The 19,260-nt window shown below is 59.9% G+C and carries 15 protein-coding genes, 1 tRNA gene and 1 other RNA gene; 3 read left to right on the forward strand and 14 right to left on the reverse strand.

What is annotated here, in order from left to right:
- The first annotated feature begins 128 nt into the window (after window positions 1-128).
- From bcsE to bcsG, 3 genes are read left to right on the forward strand one after another with little or no spacing between them, the layout of a single operon-like run.
- Window positions 129-1,697 carry a cellulose biosynthesis protein BcsE gene (gene bcsE / locus ACJ8IP_RS19245; RefSeq protein ID WP_442524492.1) on the forward strand — a complete coding sequence of 523 codons (1,569 nt, stop codon included), beginning with the start codon at window positions 129-131 and terminating at the stop codon, window positions 1,695-1,697.
- Window positions 1,684-1,890 carry a cellulose biosynthesis protein BcsF gene (gene bcsF, locus ACJ8IP_RS19250; protein WP_033645228.1) on the forward strand — a complete coding sequence of 69 codons (207 nt, stop codon included), beginning with the start codon at window positions 1,684-1,686 and terminating at the stop codon, window positions 1,888-1,890. Before bcsE ends, bcsF begins: the two co-directional genes overlap by 14 nt.
- On the forward strand, window positions 1,887-3,542 hold the full coding sequence (gene bcsG / locus ACJ8IP_RS19255) for a cellulose biosynthesis protein BcsG (RefSeq protein WP_042783432.1): 1,656 nt from the start codon (window positions 1,887-1,889) through the stop codon (window positions 3,540-3,542). The genes bcsF and bcsG overlap by 4 nt, the downstream gene beginning before the upstream one ends.
- A gap of 287 nt (window positions 3,543-3,829) precedes the next feature.
- On the opposite strand, the gene dppF is transcribed toward bcsG, so the two are convergent.
- From dppF to ACJ8IP_RS19325, 14 genes are all read right to left on the reverse strand, one after another.
- Window positions 3,830-4,819, reverse strand: coding sequence for a dipeptide ABC transporter ATP-binding subunit DppF (dppF, locus tag ACJ8IP_RS19260; protein ID WP_015376237.1), 990 nt, complete (start codon window positions 4,817-4,819; stop codon window positions 3,830-3,832).
- Window positions 4,816-5,796, reverse strand: a complete 981-nt coding sequence (gene dppD / locus ACJ8IP_RS19265; protein ID WP_033645058.1) for a dipeptide ABC transporter ATP-binding protein — start codon at window positions 5,794-5,796, stop codon at window positions 4,816-4,818. The genes dppF and dppD overlap by 4 nt, the downstream gene beginning before the upstream one ends.
- A gap of 15 nt (window positions 5,797-5,811) precedes the next feature.
- Window positions 5,812-6,714 (reverse strand): dipeptide ABC transporter permease DppC, encoded by a 903-nt coding sequence (gene dppC / locus ACJ8IP_RS19270; protein WP_033645059.1) that lies wholly within the window; start codon window positions 6,712-6,714, stop codon window positions 5,812-5,814.
- A gap of 11 nt (window positions 6,715-6,725) precedes the next feature.
- Entirely contained in the window at window positions 6,726-7,745 is a 1,020-nt protein-coding gene (gene dppB / locus ACJ8IP_RS19275) for a dipeptide ABC transporter permease DppB (RefSeq protein ID WP_033645060.1), read from the reverse strand.
- A gap of 168 nt (window positions 7,746-7,913) precedes the next feature.
- Window positions 7,914-9,521, reverse strand: coding sequence for a dipeptide ABC transporter periplasmic-binding protein DppA (gene dppA, locus ACJ8IP_RS19280; RefSeq protein ID WP_042783430.1), 1,608 nt, complete (start codon window positions 9,519-9,521; stop codon window positions 7,914-7,916).
- 601 nt (window positions 9,522-10,122) lie between these two features.
- On the reverse strand, window positions 10,123-11,814 hold the full coding sequence (locus ACJ8IP_RS19285) for a glycosyl hydrolase family 18 protein (protein WP_033645062.1): 1,692 nt from the start codon (window positions 11,812-11,814) through the stop codon (window positions 10,123-10,125).
- 426 nt (window positions 11,815-12,240) lie between these two features.
- A non-coding RNA gene (locus tag ACJ8IP_RS19290) (RtT sRNA) lies at window positions 12,241-12,369 on the reverse strand.
- 37 nt (window positions 12,370-12,406) lie between these two features.
- Window positions 12,407-12,483: transfer RNA gene (locus ACJ8IP_RS19295), tRNA-Pro, on the reverse strand.
- 120 nt (window positions 12,484-12,603) lie between these two features.
- Window positions 12,604-13,935: an MFS transporter gene (locus ACJ8IP_RS19300; RefSeq protein WP_033645063.1), complete on the reverse strand. Its 1,332-nt coding sequence runs from the start codon at window positions 13,933-13,935 to the stop codon at window positions 12,604-12,606.
- 95 nt (window positions 13,936-14,030) lie between these two features.
- Window positions 14,031-15,575 (reverse strand): signal transduction histidine-protein kinase/phosphatase UhpB, encoded by a 1,545-nt coding sequence (gene uhpB / locus ACJ8IP_RS19305; protein ID WP_033652277.1) that lies wholly within the window; start codon window positions 15,573-15,575, stop codon window positions 14,031-14,033.
- Window positions 15,572-16,162 (reverse strand): transcriptional regulator UhpA, encoded by a 591-nt coding sequence (gene uhpA, locus ACJ8IP_RS19310; RefSeq protein ID WP_033645065.1) that lies wholly within the window; start codon window positions 16,160-16,162, stop codon window positions 15,572-15,574. The genes uhpB and uhpA overlap by 4 nt, the downstream gene beginning before the upstream one ends.
- A 119-nt stretch (window positions 16,163-16,281) precedes the next feature.
- Window positions 16,282-17,976, reverse strand: coding sequence for a kdo(2)-lipid A phosphoethanolamine 7''-transferase (gene eptB / locus ACJ8IP_RS19315; RefSeq protein ID WP_033645066.1), 1,695 nt, complete (start codon window positions 17,974-17,976; stop codon window positions 16,282-16,284).
- A gap of 226 nt (window positions 17,977-18,202) precedes the next feature.
- On the reverse strand, window positions 18,203-18,628 hold the full coding sequence (locus tag ACJ8IP_RS19320; RefSeq protein WP_004934114.1) for an organic hydroperoxide resistance protein: 426 nt from the start codon (window positions 18,626-18,628) through the stop codon (window positions 18,203-18,205).
- A gap of 160 nt (window positions 18,629-18,788) precedes the next feature.
- Window positions 18,789-19,253 (reverse strand): MarR family winged helix-turn-helix transcriptional regulator, encoded by a 465-nt coding sequence (locus tag ACJ8IP_RS19325; protein ID WP_033652279.1) that lies wholly within the window; start codon window positions 19,251-19,253, stop codon window positions 18,789-18,791.
- Window positions 19,254-19,260 lie beyond the last annotated feature (7 nt).

Genomic DNA, 19,260 nt, shown 5'->3' on the forward strand with positions numbered 1-19,260 from the left:
AGGCAATAAGATGATTCTCAACAAATATTATTGAAGAGCATCGGAGATTTGTTATTGCCAGCGTAAAAATGGCTATCTTTAAATATAAACGCCTTTAGTCGGCTTTCAACGAAAGTAGAACACATCCTATGGCGCACTCTTTTTCTCTAGGCATTCGGCAGATTTGGGAAGAGCTGTCGGTGATGCAGGCCCCCGGGCTTTATTGGATCAATATCGACAGGCAAAGCGACGCCGCGCTGTTGTGTCGCCAGGCCATCGCCGCCCAGCCGGCCACCCGCAAGCTCGCCCTGATCTGCAGCGGAGACAAACCCGATCGCCTATTGGCCGAGCTGGCTGCGCCCGCATTGCAGAAGCTGCCGCTGTATCAACTACCGGAGAAAAAAGCCGCGCTGGCGCAGTTGAGCGACGATTTGATGCGCGCCCTGCGGCCGCAAAACCGCTTACTGATCCTGCTGGCCCATGCCAGCCTGTGGCAAACCTTCACCACCGAAGAGCTGCGCGAGTGGACGCGCGCGCTCGCCGCCTGGCTGCGGCGTCAGGAATGCACGTTGCTGATCCTCAGCCACGGCGGCGGTATCAATAAGCTCAAGGGCCAGCTCAGCGCGCAGCACCGCATTCTGAACGGCCTGTCCAGCCTGCAATGGCAGCAGGACAGCGCGCAATACCTGGTGAACTGGTGGAGCACCGAGAACGGCATCAACGCCAATCAGCTGCTGACGCTGTACGCCGCGGAGGGCGGCTGGCAGGGCGAGGATGAAAATAGCCAACCCTCCCCCACCGCCTTGCGCAGCGACGAAGGCCTGTATCTGGCCGAACGCAGCATTCTGGAAGGCGCGCCGCCGCTGTCCGCCAACTGGCAACTGCTGGAGAGCAACGACGAGCTGGCGCAGCACGGCATGCTGAGACTCTCGGCGACCTTGATTTTCGCCCTGTACCAAAGCGACCAAATCGATCACCTGGCGCACCAGATCCACACCCTGCGCCGCAGCCGCGGCAACGGGATGAAAATCGCGGTGCGCGAAATGAGCGCCAGCCTGCGTTACAGCGACGAACGGCTGCTGCTGGCCTGCGGCGCCAACCTGATCGTGCCGCACGTCGCGCCGCTGTCGCGTTTTCTGACCATGCTTGAAGGCATCCAGGGGCAGCGTTTCTCACGTCACGTGCCCGCCGACATCGATGCACTGCTGGCCGGGCTGCGTCCGCTGCAGCTGAAAGGCTACATGCGGCCGGAACCGTTTAGCCAGGCGGTGCTTTCGCTGATGGCCAACACCTTGCTGCCCGAGGACGGCAAAGGCGTGATGGTGGCGTTGCGCCCGGCCACCGGCCTGCGCGCCGAACAGGCGATGACCCTGTGCCACCTGCGGCGTTTCGGCGACGTGATGACCGTGGTGCAGGGGCGCCTGGTGCTGTTCCTCTCCACCTGCCGCATCAACGATCTGAACACCGCGCTGAAGTTCATCTTCCGCCTGCCGGTGGATGAAGCCTTCAGCAACCGGGTGGTGTGGCACCAGGATGTCGATATCATTTCGGAAATCAAACGCATGGCTCAGGGGCGCTGGCAGCTTACCGCCACCGGCGCCGCGGGCGTCGCGCCGCCGCCCCCCGTGGTGACGGCCGCAGAGCCCGCAGAACGCCGCCAGCCGATCGCTTTCACGCTGCCGCTTGGCCCGCAGGAGGAAAAGCATGCTGAACCTTAACGACATCCTGCAACTGATCTTGCTGTGCGCGCTGGTCTTCATTCCGCTGGGCTACGCCTTTCACCGGCGTTTTCCGCATTTGCGTCAATACTGGCAAAACCTGTTGTTATCGCCGCGCTATTTGAAATCCGCCGGTTTATGGGTGCGCACAGGCTCATCCTCCCAGATTAAACGTCATAAGAAGCAGCCATGAATCCAAACTCAAATACGCAATCCGATAACGCTCTGTGGCGCTACTGGCGCGGGCTGGGTGGCTGGAACCTCTACTTTCTGGCGAAATTCGCCCTGCTGTGGTTCGGCTACCTGAATTTCCACGCGCTGCCGAACCTGGTGTTCATGGCCTATCTGCTGATGCCGATCCCCTCGCCGCGGCTGCACCGCTGGCGCCATTACCTCGCCATCCCGATCGGCATCGCGTTGTTCTACCACGATACCTGGCTGCCGGGCATCAACAGCATTCTCAGCCAGGGCTCTCAGCTGGCCGGCTTCAGCGCCCAGTACCTGCTGGAGCTGGTCAGCCGCTTTATCAACTGGCAGATGGTCGGCGCCGCCTTCGTGTTGCTTATCGCTTACCTGTTCGTCGCCCAGTGGGTGCGCGTTACGGTGTTCACCGTGGCCGCGCTGGTGTGGCTCAATATCGTCAACATCGCCGGGCCGGCGGTCTCACTGCTGCCCGCCAGTTCCACGGCTGCCGCCGGCGGCGCCGGCACGCCGGCCACGGCCGCGCCGACGGCAGGAGATAATGCGCCGGCAGACAGCCTGCCGCCGACCAGCGCCAACCTGACGGCCTATCTGAACCAGTTCTACGAGCGGGAAAAAGGCCGCGCCACCGCGTTCCCGGCCACTTTGCCCGCCGACGCCCAACCGTTCGATCTGTTGGTGATCAACATCTGCTCGCTGGCCTGGGCCGATATGGAGGCGGTCAACCTGCAGAATCATCCGCTGTGGTCGAAGATGGATATCATGTTCGACAGCTTCAACTCGGCCACCGCCTACAGCGGCCCGGCGGCCATACGGTTGCTGCGCGCCAGCTGCGGCCAGCTTTCGCATCACGATCTGTACCAGCCGGTGAACCAGCAGTGTTACCTGTTCGACAACCTGGCGAAGCTCGGCTTCAAGGAACAGCTGATGCTCGATCACTCCGGGGTGTTCGGCAACTTCCTGAAAGAGCTGCGTGAACAGGGGGATATGCAGGCGCCGCTGATGTCGCAGGCCGGCGTCGGCAACGAGCTGACGTCGTTCGACGGTGAGCCGATTTATAACGATCTGGAATTGCTGACCCGCTGGTTGGATCAGCAGCAAAAAGCCGGAGACGCCCGCACCGCCACCTTCTTCAACGTCATTCCGCTGCACGACGGCAACCGCTTCGTCGGCTCTAACAAGAGCGCCGACTATCAGCCGCGCGCGCAGAAACTGTTCGATCAGCTGAACACCTTCCTCGATCAGCTGGAAAAATCCGGCCGCAAAGTGGTGGTGGTGATCGTGCCGGAGCACGGCGCGGCGTTGGTGGGTGACAAGATGCAAATGTCCGGCCTGCGCGATATCCCCAGCCCGAACATCACCCATACGCCGGTCGGCATCAAACTGATCGGCATGAAGGCGCCGCATCAGGGCAGCCCGCTGCAGATCAAAACGCCGAGCAGCTATCTGGCGCTGTCGGGGCTGGTATCACGTCTGGTGGACGGCAAAGTCTTCAGCGAGTCCAGCGTCGACTGGCAGGCGCTGACGCAAGGGCTGCCGCAGACGCCGGTCATCTCCGAAAACGACAACGCCATCGTGATGCAATATCAGGGGAAACCTTACATTCGCCTGAACGGCGGCGATTGGGTGCCTTATCCGCAATAAGCGCGGCCTTATCGACCCAAAGCACGCCGACGGCGTGCTTTTTTTATTGAGCAAGTCCGACAAAAGGCGAAGTTAACCGTCTGGCAAAAATATTATTACTCACCTCCCGTTAAATTTTTTATTCGCTTATTAATTCATTGCGAAAATTCCTATAAAAATAAGCATTCGTCAGATTTTCGTTAAGCATTCAATAACGCCCCGAAAAGCGATTCGATTAACTGATTGATTAAATAATAAAAAACGCCGGCGTTAAGCCGGCGTGGGTTTATGCGGTGAAATCCGACGCTTTACGCCCCCGGATGTTCGTCCTGATCGACCGCAAAACAGGCCACCATCTGCTCACCGTACTGCTTCAGCTGCGGCTGCAGCTGTACGCAGGTGCCGAAGGCGCGGCGGCAGCGGGCATTGAATGCGCAGCCCGGCGGCGGGTTCATCGGGCTGGGCAGTTCGCCGGTCAGCTTGATGCGCTCGCGGCGCATATCCGGGTTCAACCGCGGCGTCGCCGAGAGCAGCGCCTGGGTGTACGGATGGCGCGGGTTGTTGAAGATCGCCTCTTTGCTGCCCTTTTCCACGCAGCGGCCCAGGTACATCACCATCACTTCATCGGCGATGTGTTCCACCACCGACAGATCGTGCGAGATGAACACGTAGGACAGCCCCAGCTCCTGCTGCAGATCCATCATCAGGTTCAGCACCTGCGCGCGCACCGACACGTCCAACGCCGACACCGGCTCATCGGCGATCACCACGTCCGGATTCAGCATCAGCCCGCGGGCGATGGCGATACGCTGACGCTGGCCGCCGGAGAACATGTGCGGATAGCGATCGTAATGCTCGGTCTTCAGGCCGACCTTCGCCATCATCTCCAGCGCTTTTTCCCGCCGTTCGGCGGCGCTGAGCGAGGTGTTGATCAACAGCGGCTCCTCGAGGATCTGCCCGACCTTCTTGCGCGGGTTGAGCGATCCGTAAGGATTCTGGAACACGATTTGGATCTTCTGGCGCCGCAATTTCTCGGCGGAAACGTCCGGCTTCAGCAGATCCTGTCCCTGGTAGTACAGCTCGCCGCCGGTCGGCACTTCGATCATCGTCAGCAGGCGGCCGAGCGTGGATTTGCCGCAGCCCGACTCACCGACTACCGCCAGCGTTTTACCGCGCTCCAGAGTGAACGACACGCCGTCCAGCGCCTTGACCAGCCGCTCCGGCGCGAACAGGCCCTTTTTCACCGGGTAATGCTTTTTCAGGTCGATCGCCTGCAGTAAAGGTTGATTCTGGCTCATACGGTCGGCCTCCCCGCATCATCCAGCGGTGTGTGACATTTAACCTGACGGCCGGGAATGCTGCGCAGTTCCGGCTCCTCGTTACGGCAGCGCTCGTTGGCGTACGGACAACGCGGATTGAGCAGGCAGCCGGTCGGGCGATCGTATTTGCCCGGCACCACGCCCGGCAGCGAAGCCAGCCGCGCCTTGTCGGCGGCGAACTCCGGCAGCGCGCGCAGCAGCGCCTGGGTGTACGGGTGGCGCGGCGCGCGGAAAATCTCCGCCGCTTTGCCGGATTCCACCACCTGGCCGGCGTACATCACGATGATGTGATGTGCCGCTTCCGCCACCAGCGCCAAATCGTGGGTGATCAGCAACAGCGCCATGTTCTCGCGCTGCTGCAGATCCAGCAGCAGTTCGATGATCTGCGCCTGGATGGTCACGTCGAGCGCGGTCGTCGGCTCATCGGCGATCAGCAGCTTCGGCCGACAGGCGATAGCCATGGCGATCATCACGCGCTGACTCATGCCGCCGGAAAGCTGATGCGGGTACACGTCCAGCCGCGAGGCCGGATCGGGAATCCCCACCTGCGTCAGCAGGTCGATAGCGCGCTGGCGGCGGGTGCGGCGGTTGCCGCCCTGATGCACCTTCAGCGCCTCCATAATCTGATAACCGACGGTGTAGCACGGGTTCAGGCTGGTCATCGGATCCTGGAAGATCATCGCCACTTCGGAGCCCACCAGCTGGCGGCGCTCTTTTTCGGAGATCTTGCGCAAGTCCTGGCCGTTGAACTCCAGCTTGTCGGCCATCACTTTGCCGGGAAAATCGATCAGGCCCATGATCGCCAGCGAACTGACGGATTTGCCGGAGCCGGATTCACCGACGATGCCGACCACCTGACCTTGATCCACGCTGTAACTGATGCGGTCTACCGCGCGGAACGGGGTGCCTTCGTCACCGAAGTGCACCGAAAGCTTGTCTACATTCAATAACGCCATCTCTCTCGTCCTCTGTTACTGCTTGAGTTTGGGGTCGAGAGCGTCACGCAAACCGTCCCCCATCAGGTTGAATGCCAGCACCGTCAGCAGGATCGCCAGGCCGGGGAAGGTCACTACCCACCAGGCGCTTTGCGCGAACTGCAACACGTCGGAGAGCATGGTGCCCCACTCCGGCGTCGGCGGTTGCGCGCCCATGCCCAGAAAGCCGAGAGCGGCCATGTCGAGAATGGCGTTCGAGAAACCGAGAGAAGCCTGAACGATCAAGGGCGCCAGGCAGTTAGGCAGAATATTGACGAACATCTGACGCAGCGCGCCGGCGCCCGCCACCCGCGAAGCGGTGACGTAATCGCGGTTCACCTCCGCCAGCACCGCCGCGCGCGTCAGACGCACATAGTGCGGCAAGGCGACGAAGGTGAGCGCCAGCGAGGCGTTGACGATCGACGGTCCGAATACCGCCACCAGCACCAGCGCCAGCAGCAGGCTCGGCAGGGCCAGCATGATGTCGACGACGCGCATGATCACCGCGTCCACCGCGCCGCCGAAGTAGCCGGCCAGCAGGCCGAACACCACGCCCATGACCAGCGACAGCACCACCACCAGACAACCGACCAGCAGCGACAGGCGCGCGCCGTACATCAGGCGCGACAGCACATCGCGGCCCACGTCGTCGGTGCCCAGGATGTATTGCCAACTGCCGCCCTCCTGCCACACCGGCGGCTTGAGCAGCGCGTCGCGGAACTGGTCCGCCGGCGCATGCGGCGCCAGCACCCCGGCGCCGAGCGCGATCACCAGCATCAAAACGATATACACCAGGCCGACCACGGCCCCTTTATTGCGCTTGAAATAGTGCCAGAACTCCTGAAACGGGGTCATCGGCTTCGGCGCACCTTTAACTGCAGACTCAGTGATTTGAGACATGAGAGCGCCCCTTATTTCTTGTGGCGAATACGCGGGTTGACCACGCCGTAGAGCACGTCTACCAGCAGGTTAACCAGAATGATCATACAGGCGACCAGCAACACCCCGCCCTGCACTACCGGGTAATCACGGCGCTGCAGCGCATCGATCAGCCAGCGGCCCAGACCCGGCCAGGAGAAGATGGTTTCGGTCAGAATGGCGCCGGCCAGCATGGTGCCGACCTGCAGCCCGATCACCGTCACCACCGGCAGCAGCGCGTTGCGCAGCGCGTGAACGACGATCACCCGCATGCGGCTCACGCCCTTGGCGCGCGCGGTGCGGATATAGTCTTCGCCCAACACCTCCAGCATCGAGGAGCGGGTCATGCGCACGATCACCGCCAGCGGGATGGTGCCCAGCACGATGGCCGGCAGGATCATGTGCATCACCGCATCGATAAAGTCGCCCGGTTCGCCCCAGATCAGGGTGTCTATCAGCATGAAGCCGGTCAGCGGGTGGCTGTCGTCGAGGAATACCGTGTCGCTGATGCGCCCCGACACCGGCGTCAGGTTAAGCTGCACCGACACCAGCATGATCAGCATCATGCCCCACCAGAAAATCGGCATCGAATAGCCGGTCAGCGAGATGCCCACCGCGGTATGGTCGAAGACCGAGCCGCGTTTGACCGCCGCCAGCACCCCGACCGGGATGCCCACCAGCACCGCGAAGATCATCGCGCACAGGCCCAGCTCCAGCGTGGCCTGAAAGCGCGGAACGAACTCGCTCCAGACGGAGATGCGGCTTTTGAGTGAGGTGCCCAGATCGCCGTGCAGCACGTTGGACACATAGGAGAAGTATTGTTGATAGAGCGGCTTGTCCAGCCCCATTTCCGCCATCAGCTGCGCGTGGCGCTCGGCGGAGATACCGCGTTCCCCGGCCATGATGGTCACCGGGTCGCCGGGGATCATATGGACGAATGCAAAAGTCAGCAATGTAATGCCGATAAACGTTGGGATAACTAACCCCAAACGTCGGAGTATGAACTGCAACATATCCCGAACTCTCTGTATCAATGCCCGGCAGCTCATCGTCCGCCAGGCTTATTAACGCTCACATGCCTTTGAACGATCCAACGGCCATACGCCGGAGACTGGTCAGCAGAGGCGCAAACCTGTTGCGCCCCTGCAAATCCATTCGTGCATCTCCGGTTTAGGTCGGAATCAGTCTACAGAGACATTCTCGAAGTGATGCTTGCCGAGCGGATCCACGACGTAGCCCTTCACTTCCTTACGCACAGGCTCATACACGGTGGAGTGCGCGACGATCAGCGCCGGAGCCTGATCGTGCATCACCACCTGCGCCTGCTTGTACAGTTCGATGCGTTTGTCGTGGTTGGACTCGGCGCGCGCCGGTTGAATCAGATCTTCAAACGGCTTGTAGCACCAGCGGGAGTAGTTGGAGCCGTCTTTCGCCGCCGCGCAGCTGAACAGCGTGGCGAAGAAGTTGTCCGGATCCCCGTTGTCGCCGGTCCAGCCCATCATCACCGTCTGGTGCTCGCCCGCTTTGGCGCGCTTGAGGTATTCACCCCACTCATAGGTCACGATTTTGGCTTTCACGCCGATCTTGGCCCAGTCGGCCTGGATCATTTCCGCCATGCGGCGCGCGTTCGGGTTGTAAGGACGCTGTACCGGCATCGCCCACAGGTCGATGCTGAAACCATCGGCCATGCCCGCTTCTTTCAGCAGTTCTTTCGCCTTGGCCGGATCGTAAGCGTAATCCTGCACCGCGTCGTTATAGCCCCACATGGTCGGCGGGATCAGGTTCTTGGCCGCCTGGCCCGCGCCCTGATAAACCGCGTCGATGATCGCCTGCTTGTTGACCGCCATGGTCAACGCCTGACGCACCTTCACGTTATCCAGCGGTTTTTTCTCGGTGTTGAACGACAGGTAACCCACGTTCAGCCCCGGCTGCTCCATCAGGTTGATGGATTTGTCCTGCTTCATGCGGGCGATATCGGCCGGGTTCGGGAACGGCATCACCTGGCATTCGTTTTTCTGCAGCTTGGCGTAACGCACGGAAGCGTCAGGCGTGATGGAGAACACCAGGCGATCGATCTTCGGCTTGGTGCCCCAGAAACCGTCGAACGCCTTGTACAGGATTTTGGAGTCTTTCTGGTATTGCAGCAGCTGGAACGGGCCGGTGCCGATCGGGTTCAGGTCGACTTTTTCCGGCGTACCGGCTTTCATCATGACGTCAGCGTATTCGGCTGACAGGATGGACGCGAAGTCCATGCCCAGGTCAGCCAGGAACGGCGCCTCCGGGCGGTTCAGCACGAAACGCACGGTGTTGTCGTCTACTTTTTCGATCTTGGCGATCAGCTTCGGCATGTCCATGCCTTCAAAGTATTCGTAACTGCCGCCGGACACTTTGTGGTAGGCGTTATTGGCATCCAACTGGCGTTCGAAGGAGAACACCACGTCGTCGGCGTTGAAGTCGCGCGTCGGTTTGAAATCTTTGCTGCTCTGCCACTTCACGCCTTTGCGCAGGTGGAAGGTATAGGTTTTGCCGTCTTCGCTGACGTCCCACTTCTCAGCCAGGCCCGGCTGCAGTTCGGTGGTGCCGACTTTGAATTCGACCAGGCGGTTGTAGATCGGTACCGAACTGGCGTCGTAGGTGGTGCCGGAGGTGAACAGCTGCGGGTTGAACCCTTCCGGGGAACCTTCAGAACAGTAAACCAACGTCTTGGCCTGTACGCTGGCCGCCACGGTCAGCGCGATCAGCCCAATGCCGAATTTCAGAACCCCCGATTTACCCAAGGAACGTGTCATCGTTAGTGCTCCATTGTGTGATGTGATGTGTGTAATTGCCGCCAGACCTGTATTTTTTATTGCGTGGCCTGTGCGGTCAGCGCCCGAAGGCAGAAGGCGTACGATGAGAGGATGCCGGATGGAACGCATCGCGACGGGGACGTCTGAGCGCGTGGAATTCACTCAAACAACTCTCGCTCTTACCCCTGAGGCTATCAAGTTGCCAACTGTTTGGGGTGTCGTCAATATAACCAGTGGGGATTTACGCAGACTGTGAGAAACAGCAAACAAACATAAAAAAAACCTTTTGTTAACAGTTCCAGCATGAAAATTTATGCTAAGCGGTCATTTTTAGCGCATTGGTCTGACCCTGATAAATTTACTGGTTTTAAACTCCGCTAAAAAACCCCAAAACTTTGTTGCTGAACGATGAATATCTGAACGGTTATTTTTGTGATCGCCGTTAAAGACAGAAGGAAATGCTGAAGGATTACCCAAAAGGGTGAGTCCGATGAGCGCATTTTTCGCCGGGCAGGCCCACAATCTGTGCGGCGTAAAAAAACTTTCGGCGGTGAAAAAGCCGGGGGCGAAAGGATATCCCCCGGCAACGCACTGCAACCGATTATTGAACGCCGGCGCTGTTGCCCAGGCTGGCGTTCATGCTGTTGAGAATATCGCCGTTGTCCGCGTCGATCTCCCAGGAGAACAGGCCGCCCAGCTGCTTATCCAACACGTACTTGCCTTTGGCCTGCACCGAGCGGGCATCGTCAAAGGTGATCAGATCGCCGGTGGAAGGTTTGAACACGTAAGGCGCTTCCGCCGTGGCGTCGTAGGTGTACTGCCACTCGCCGCTCATGAACTGGCTGGCGATCTGGCGGTAGTCCACGATGCCGTTCTCCCAGGTGCCTTTGACCGGCCCGGTGGCGGTGCCGGTGAACGGAATGTTGTTCTGGTAGCCGTTCACCCCGGTCCAACCGCGGCCATACATGGCGGTGCCGACGACGATCTTGCCCGGCTTGACGCCCTGCGCCAGCAGCGCATTGACGCCGTTCACCGTGGTGTAGGCGGTGTCCGGTTTCCAGGCCGGTGCATTCAGCGCGGTCTGATGCCCCAGGTTTTTCAGATCGAAGGCGCCGTAGAAGTCGTAGCTCATCAGGAAGATGTGATCCATCGAGTTCTGCGCGACGTTGTATGCCACCTTGTCGATCTTGTCCTTGCCGGCGCTGATGGCGGAGGTCAGCTCATACTTGCGGCCGGTTTCCGCCGACAGCTGATCCAGCATCGCCCGCAGTTCTTTCATCAGCAGCACATAAGTTTCCCCGTCCTGAGGGCTGCCCAGATTCGGGTTGGCGCCTTTGCCGCCCGGGAATTCCCAGTCGATATCCACGCCGTCGAAGAACTTCCAGGTCTGCAGGAACTCTTTCACCGAGCCGACGAAGCGATCGCGCTTCACCTTGTCGCCCATGAAGAAGAACGGGTCGGACAGCGTCCAGCCGCCGATCGACGGCAGGATTTTCAGATCGGGACGCGCCTGCTTCAGCGCCATCAGCTGGCCAAAGTTGCCCTTGTAGGGGTCATCCCAGGCGGTGACGCCCTTCTGCGCTTTTTGCAGCGCGGCGAACGGATCGTGGATGGAGACTTTGAAATCCTCGCGGCCCTGGCAGGAGCGCTGCAGCGCCTGGAAGCTGCCTTCAATCTCTTTCAGGCTGTCGTTGATGCCGTTGCCGCCGCAGATCGGGATAAAGCCGTACAGCAGGTGGGTCAGGTTTTGCGCCGGGATCTTATCGACGGTGAAATTGCGCCCGTAAACGCCCCACTCGACGAAATAAGAACCGACGACTTTGCCGGAATTCTGTTTATACGGTTTGTTCTTTTCCAGCAGCGGCTCTTTCAACGGCGCCAAATGGCTGCCGTCGGTGTCGGCCACCACAATTTCAGTGGCGTCGCTGGCGGTGCAGCCGTCGGCATTGCACAATGCCACCTGCATTTGATAACGGCCGCCTTTATTGACTTTAAAATTCGCCGTACCGGAAGAACCGGTTGAAGGGCCGCTCCACGCCTCTTTGCCATTTAATAAAATCTTGGCCGTCGTGCCCGCGTCGCCATTCCATAAATTCCAGGAGACGGAAACATCGGCGGCATTTTTTACCTTCACCAAATTATTATAAGCGGTAGCCGCCTGGTCAACTTCAACGATGGCGAACTTGGTGTTGCCCCAGGCGATGGTCGGCTTGCCCGGCGCGGCGGCCTGCGCCGCGGAACACAGCGTGCTGCCGATCAACAGCGCCAACAGCGGTTTATTAAATTTGCGCATAACTGATTCCTTTATTCCGAGAGGATAAACATAAAAGAGTTAATCGTCGCTACGCATTGCCGAAGCGAAAAAATTCCGCAATAATCCACGAAGATTAAAGTCAACAAATAAAAACAGCGTTTTTCCACGTAACGGAAAAAAATCATTCCCGCCGCGTACATTCAGACTATAAATAAAAAAGGCGTGAAAACAAGAGCGCTATCAACTGGGTTTTATTCAGCAAGCGTGAATTTATTTAAATATGAGAAAAAGAACCTAACTGGAATAAGGAGTTTGAATTAATTAAGCGTAAAGGATAAATATATTTCACGAGGATGGCGGATTGACACGTGCCATAAAGCGAAGCCGGTCGTATCGCAGGAGGTGCTCATCCTCATAAACCGCAGGCGAAAAAAAACCTGCTTTAAAAGCAGGTTTTTCGAATGGTGGTCGGCGAGAGAGGATTACGCGCATCGTTGATGCGCGCCCTGCGGGCCGTTGCTAAAGCAACGTTGTCTCGCTTCGCGAGGCTCGAACCTCCTGCGGAGGTGCTCATCCTCATAAAGCGCAGACGAAAAAAAACCTGCTTTAAAAAAGCAGGTTTTTCGAATGGTGGTCGGCGAGAGAGGATTCGAACCTCCGACCCACTGGTCCCAAACCAGTTGCGCTACCAAGCTGCGCTACTCGCCGATGCGGGGCGCATCTTACTGCTGGCGGTTATAGGCGTCAATCACTTTTTTTCCCCTGCATTTCAAGTGGTGATAAAAGCGCCATAGTGCGCTGCGCCGGGGGTTGCGCAGCGCATTTTACTCAGGCTTTGGCGGTTTTCAGCACCGGCGTCTGCGCACGCAGGAACGGCAGCAGGAACAGCGCCGACAGGCAGGCGGCGATGGAAATCACCACGAAGAAACCGTTCCAGTGCCAGATTTCCATCACCCGCGCGATCGGGTAGCCGGACAGCGCCGCGCCCAGGTAGGCGAACAGGCCGACGAAACCGGTCGCCGCGCCCGCCGCATCTTTATGCGAGCACTCCGCCGCCGCCATGCCGATCAGCATCTGCGGGCCGAAGATGAAGAAGCCGATGGCGAAGAAGCAGCAGGCCTGCAGCAGGTAGGTGACGCCCGGCATCAGCCACAGCGCCGCCACCGACAGGAAGATGCCGATGGCGAAGATCAGGTTCATCGGGCCACGGTTGCCGCGGAACAGCTTGTCGGAACCCCAACCGGCCACCAGCGAACCGATAAAGCCGCCCACTTCAAACAGCGAAATGGCCGAGTTGGCGGTCATCAGCGAATAGCCCTTTTCCTGCGTCAGGTAGAGGTTGCCCCAGTCGTTGATCGCGGTGCGCACGATGTACACCAGCACGTAAGAGACCGCCAGCAGCCAGATGTACTTGTTGGTCAGCACGTAGCGCTTGATGATCTCGCGGTTGCTCAGCCCCTGGCCTTCCGATTCCTGCACCAGCTCCATGGCGTCGTTACGCCATTTGCCGACGCTCGGCAGCCCCAGGGTGGAGGGCTTGTCGCGCAGGCGCCAGCACATCAGCAGGCCGAGCACCACGCCGATGATGCCGGGGATGATCATGCCGTAACGCCAGCTGAAGTGCAGCGAGATAAAGCCCACCAGCAGCGGGATCAGCGCGCCGCCGACGTTGTGCGAAGTGTTCCAAATCGCCCACCAGCTGCCGCGCTCGGAGCGCGAATACCAGCTGGTGAGGATTTTGGAGCACGGCGGCCAGCCCCAGCCCTGGAAGAAGGCATTGAGGATCCACAGCGTGCCGAGCATCAGCAGCGAAGAACTGAGGCCGAAGAAGATATTCAGCACCCCGGTCATGATCAGGCCCAGCCCCATAAAGTAACGCGGGTTGGAACGATCGCTGATCATGCCGGAAATGAATTTCGAGCAGCCGTAGGTGATGTAGAACAGCGTGCCGAGGATGCCGACGTCGGACATCGTCAGGCCCAGATCGCTCAGCATCGCCGGCATGATGAAGTTGAAGCTTTTGCGCGTGAAGTAAAACGCGGCGTAGCCGATGTACATGGTGCACATCAGCTGGATGCGCCAGTATTTGTAGCTGGCGTCGATCTGCCGTTGATCGGTGACCTGCGGCGCATCCGGGCGGCTTTTAAGGAAAGACCACATGTGGAACCTCAGAGGATTGAATAAAGTGCCGCTATGATGCTCCCCGCGCGCGCGGGAGGCTTACGCCGGATTCCCGACGCGGTTAGGAGTTTTTCCTAGTTTTGCGCTTGCGCCGGTGAAACTGTGGGCAAGATCACACTCAAACAGGCGCCCCGCTCAGAGGTGAGCCGCAGGCTGCCGCCGAGAGCGCTGATGCGCTCCTGCATGCCGCGCAGGCCGTACCCCGGCTGATGGTGGTCCGCATCGAAGCCCACGCCGTTATCGCGGATGGTCAGGGCAATCTGCGGCGCGGCGCCTTTGCGCGGCTGCAGACGCGCGTCCAATTCCAGGCGGCTGGCGCCGGCGTGGCGGCACACATTGGTCACCCCTTCCTGGCACACCCGGTACAGCGTGATTTTCAGCGTTTCATCCAGCAGTTCGTCCGGCACCTGCCACTGCATGCTGCTCACCAGCGAGGCGTCCTGCGGCAGCGACTCCCGCAGCATCGCCGCCACCGCCGCCGACAGCGGCAGGTTGTTCAGCGCCGCCGGCCACAGCTGGGTCAGCACATCGTGCACCCCATCGTATACCCGCAGCGCTAACGCATCGATGGTGTCGGCGCAGCCGATCACCGCCGGCTCCGGCGCCAGGCGTTTAACGATGCTGGCCTGTGTGCGGATCACGGTGATGGTCTGCCCCACTTCATCGTGCAGCTCGCGCGCCACCTCGCGCCGGGTTTGTTCCTCCGCCGTCACCAGCGCCCGGGCCAGCTGCCGGTTCTCCGCCAGCCGCAGCCGCAGCTGCTGATTCAGTTCGCGCTGGCGCTGAATACCGGCGCCCAGCAGCAGCCCGGTCAGGCTCTGGGCCAGCAGCGACAACAGCAAGTCGCGGTGCGACTCGGGCTGCGGCGGCTCGTTGACCATCAACGCCACGCCGTTGAGCAGCGTCGCCAACAGCGCGCCCTGCCAGCCATAACGGTAAGACATGAACACGATCGGGATCGCCAGGCAGAAAGGCGCAAAGCGGCGCAGCTCGGCGGCGTTAACCTGCTGCTGCAGCCAGATGCTGAATGCAAACAGCAGCAGATAACTGGCCAGGTGGCCCAGGCGCAGCTCCACCGGCTTGTGGATCAGCCCCGGCTCCAGCGGCACCCAGATTTGGCGCGCCAGATAGTGCCACAACAGCAGGCAGGTCGGCGCGATGGTGAAACCGCCGGTCAGGCCGAGCAGCAGCGCGCGGGCGCCTTCGCCGCTCACCAGCTGCCACACAAGCGCCTGCAGCAAAGCGGCGGCGGCCACCACCGCGCCCTGCAACAGCGGCCAGCGCCATTCGCTGTCGCTCTGCTGATGGCGCAACAGCCACGGCGAGGCCAGCAGGCTGAGCAGCACCGTCAGCACCAGCACCGCCACCGACGCCCACAGCGCCGGGCCGTAGCCGTACTGGTCCGCCAGCAGCGCCATCAGCAGCAGGTCGGCCAGCAGGATCCCCGGCCAGAAACGGTACGGGCTCTGCAGCAAAATGCCCATGCGCAGGCCGAACGGGAACAGCAACAGCGCCTGCCAGGGCGGGTCGATCAGCGCGGTGCCGATGCCCCACAGGCAAAATGCGCTGGCGGCATAAATGAAGAACAGCGCCAGCTGGGTGATCAGACGCTGCGTCACAGGTTCAGCATCCGTCTGGCCAGCTCGACGTTATTGGTGATGCCCAGCTTGGCGAACAGGTTGGCGCGATGCACATGCACCGTCTTCGGCGACAGCCCCAGCGCGGCGGCGATCTCGCGCACCTCCTGGCCCTGCGCCAGCAATAGCGCGATCTCGCGCTCGCGGCGGGTCAACGGATCCACCTTCACCCGCGCCAGCTGCTGGGCGATTTCCGGCATCAGATAGACGCCGCCGCCGGCGACGGTGCGCACGGCGGTGATCAGATCTTCCGGCTTGCAGCGCTTGGAGAGAAAGCCGCTGGCGCCGCGTTCCAGCGCCATTTCCACCAGCGCCGGATTATCGTGCATCGACAGCATCACCACGCGGATGCCGGAGGGAATGTCCGCCAGCAGATCCAACCCGCTGCCGTCGGGCATCGAAATGTCGCAAATGCAGATTTCCGCCTCCAGCCCCGGCAGGCCGGCGCGCGCCTGCGCCGCGCTGCTGAACTCGCCCACTACCTGAATATCGGCCTCCAGCGACAGCAGCTGCACAAAGCCCGAACGCACAATGTCATGATCGTCGATAAACGCCACGCGCAGGGTCATGGAAATCTCCGGTTAGAAGGGGAAGTGCGCAAGTATACCGTATGCACACACCGGAATAATTGATGAAGAGAATGTATTGGCGGAAATTACCGGGTGCGCAAGGCACCCGGCGGGAGGGATTACAGGCTGGCAGGTGCCGTTTTATTCTGCGGGAGATGGCACCAGTTGTTTTTATCCACGATGCCGCCGTTCGGCGAGGTGTAGCCGAGGCAACCGAGGATGGTGTCGAACAGCTCGACGTGGCGATGCGTTCTGCCGATGCGTTGCTGCGCCTGCAGTTGCTCAAAGGCGCTGAGGTGCTGCGGGTTCTCGAGGAACTTGTCCGACGCCCACACCATCATCGGCACGCGGAATTGTTCCGGCGGCGCCATTTCGCGCGGCGTGCCGTGCAGGTGCGTATTCTCGCCGATCGACTCGCCGTGATCGGCGGCATAGAACACGATGGCCTTCTTGTCCCGCACCTGGTCGATCACATTACTGATAAAGCTGTCGGTATACAGCACCGTATTGTCGAAGGCGTTGATCAGCTGCGCCTTGGTGCAGGAGTCATCCACCCCCATGCACTCCGGCTGATAGCGCGCATAGCTGCGCGGATAACGCTGCGAGTACAGGTAGTGCGAGCCTTTGGTATGCAGGATCACCAGGTGTTTGCCCTTCGGATAACGCGCCAGCGACTCCTTCATTTCGTCCACCAGCAGCATATCGTCGACCGCCTTGCCGTCGTTGCGCTTCTCGGACGCGATCATCTCGCGGAACGAATAGTTGTTCACCTCGGTGTTGTTGTAGAACCACACCTCACTCTGCATGGCGAACAGCTCGGAAGAGAAGCCCAGTTCCTTCATCACCGCGAACACGTTTTGCTCTTTCAGCGTGCGCTGCGGGTTGTCCTCGGTACCGCCTTCGCGCACGAACATGCAGCGCAGCGACAGCTTGGTGGCGGTGTCGCACGACTCGCCGCGGAACGCCACCAGATTCTTCTCTTTCGACAGGCGCGGGGTAGTGTCGCGCTCGTAGCCCAGCATGCCCATGTGATCCCAGCGCGTGGTCTCGCCGATGATGAACACCACGTAGGTATCGTCGATGTCCGCCGGCGGCACATAGGTAAAGTGTTTGCCCGGATCGAACAGCGTGCTCTGATCCTGACTTTCGTCATAGCGGGTATAGGCGAACAGCCCCAGCGCTGACAGCCAGTTAGACGGCAGGTACGAGTGCGCCACCACGCCGCCGTAGCTCGGCAGATCGACGTTGGCGAGCTTCTCCTGCACGCTTTGCTCGTCGTCCAGCATGCGCAGCGGCAGCCAGACCAACGCCACCACCGCCAACAACACCAGCAGCGGTTTGATGCGGTGACCGGGGGTTTTCAGCTGTTCGATCAGGGTGAAGCGCAGGCTGTTTTTCCAGATCAGCAGCAGCGGCAAGGCGCTGAGCGCCACCATCCACAGCACGAAATGCAGGCCGACCACCTCTTTCGACAGATCGATATCGGTGGTCATCACCGACACCACGATGCCGTAGCCGATCACCACGTTGAAAAACGTCATGTAGTAGCTGGCGGCAACCGAAATCAGCACTAGCAGCGAGGCGACGATGCGATAAAACAGCCGGCCGCCGAGCGACACCAGCCGCATGATGAAGAACGTGAACAGGACGATAGCGATGACTTCCGTCACCGCCGAAATAAGCTTAATTCCCTGAATGCCGTGCGCCAGCGAATCAAAACGGCGATAAAAAACGGACAGGTTTAGAAAGATGCCGATATAGATCGCTAACAATAACGATAAATTCTGCTGTGATAGCGATTTAACTTTGTTCATGTAACGCGGTGGCTCCGGGGACGGTGTAGCGGTTCTGACTCAGTCAGACACTGATTGCGGCTTCTGGTTCAGCCAACCGGCAATAAGCGTTATTTTGCGAGTAATAATCAAGAGAATTCTCACAAAACGGGCAAAATTTACCGCTTTTTTGAGCACTTTTCAGACGGGATATCAAAGAAAATGGAGGGATAAACCCTCCATTTTTTCCATGGTGTCGGCAAAAAACTTACTTAACGTTCAGCGTGACGTCGATATTGCCGCGGGTGGCGTTGGAATACGGGCACACCACGTGCGCCTTTTTCACCAGATCTTCCGCCACGCTGCGCTCGATGCCCGGCAGCGAAATATCCAGCTGCACTTCGATGCCGAAGCCGTTCGGGATTTCACCGATGCCGACGGTGCCGTCGATCTTCGCTTCGGCCGGGATTTTGACCTTTTCTTTCGCCGCGACAAACTTCAACGCGCCGAGGAAACAGGCCGAGTAACCGGCGGCGAACAGCTGCTCGGGGTTGGTGACTTCGCCGCCGGCGCCGCCCATCTCTTTCGGTACGCCCAGTTTCACGTCCAACACGCCGTCGGAGGAGGTCGCACGGCCGTCGCGGCCGCCGGTTGCGGTGGCGTGAGCGCGGTAAACCACTTTCTCAATAGACATCGTTCATTCCTTCTTGCTGGTTGGCGAGATGACAACAGCTCCCGCGAGGGGTAGCCGGTCACATATATATCTTTTACGATTAAATCGTGCACTACTTATTTTTGACGCTTATTAACCAGTGTAGACCACCCCTGCCGTTCTTGCGTCCGGCGTCGGTGGGTCAAATCTGGTCGATCAGGCTGCCGCGCAGCTTTTCCAGCTGCTGTTTGAGCGAGACGATCTCGTCCAGGCTGCAGTCGGTGGCGCACATCACCGCCTCGGGCACCGACTGCGCCCGTTCACGCAGCGCGCGGCCGGCGTCGGTGAGCGCGATGATCACTTGGCGCTCGTCGGTAGTGGCGCGATAGCGCACCAGCAAACCGGCGGTTTCCAGCCGTTTCAGCAGCGGCGTCAGCGTGGCGGAATCGAGGAACAGCCGCTCGCCGATATCCGATACCGTCACCCGATCGCGTTCCCACAGCACCATCATCACCAGATACTGCGGGTAGGTGAGCTCGAGCTGATTCAACAGCTTGCGGTAGACTTTGTGCAGCGCCAGGTTGGCGGAGTACAGCGCGAAACAGAGCTGCTGATCGAGCAGCAGCAAGTTCTTCGCGTTGGGTTGTTCGGTATCGGTGCTTTTCATGTGAGTG

This window comes from Serratia sp. CY52157, from assembly GCF_052168495.1.
GTDB lineage: Bacteria > Pseudomonadota > Gammaproteobacteria > Enterobacterales > Enterobacteriaceae > Serratia > Serratia ureilytica.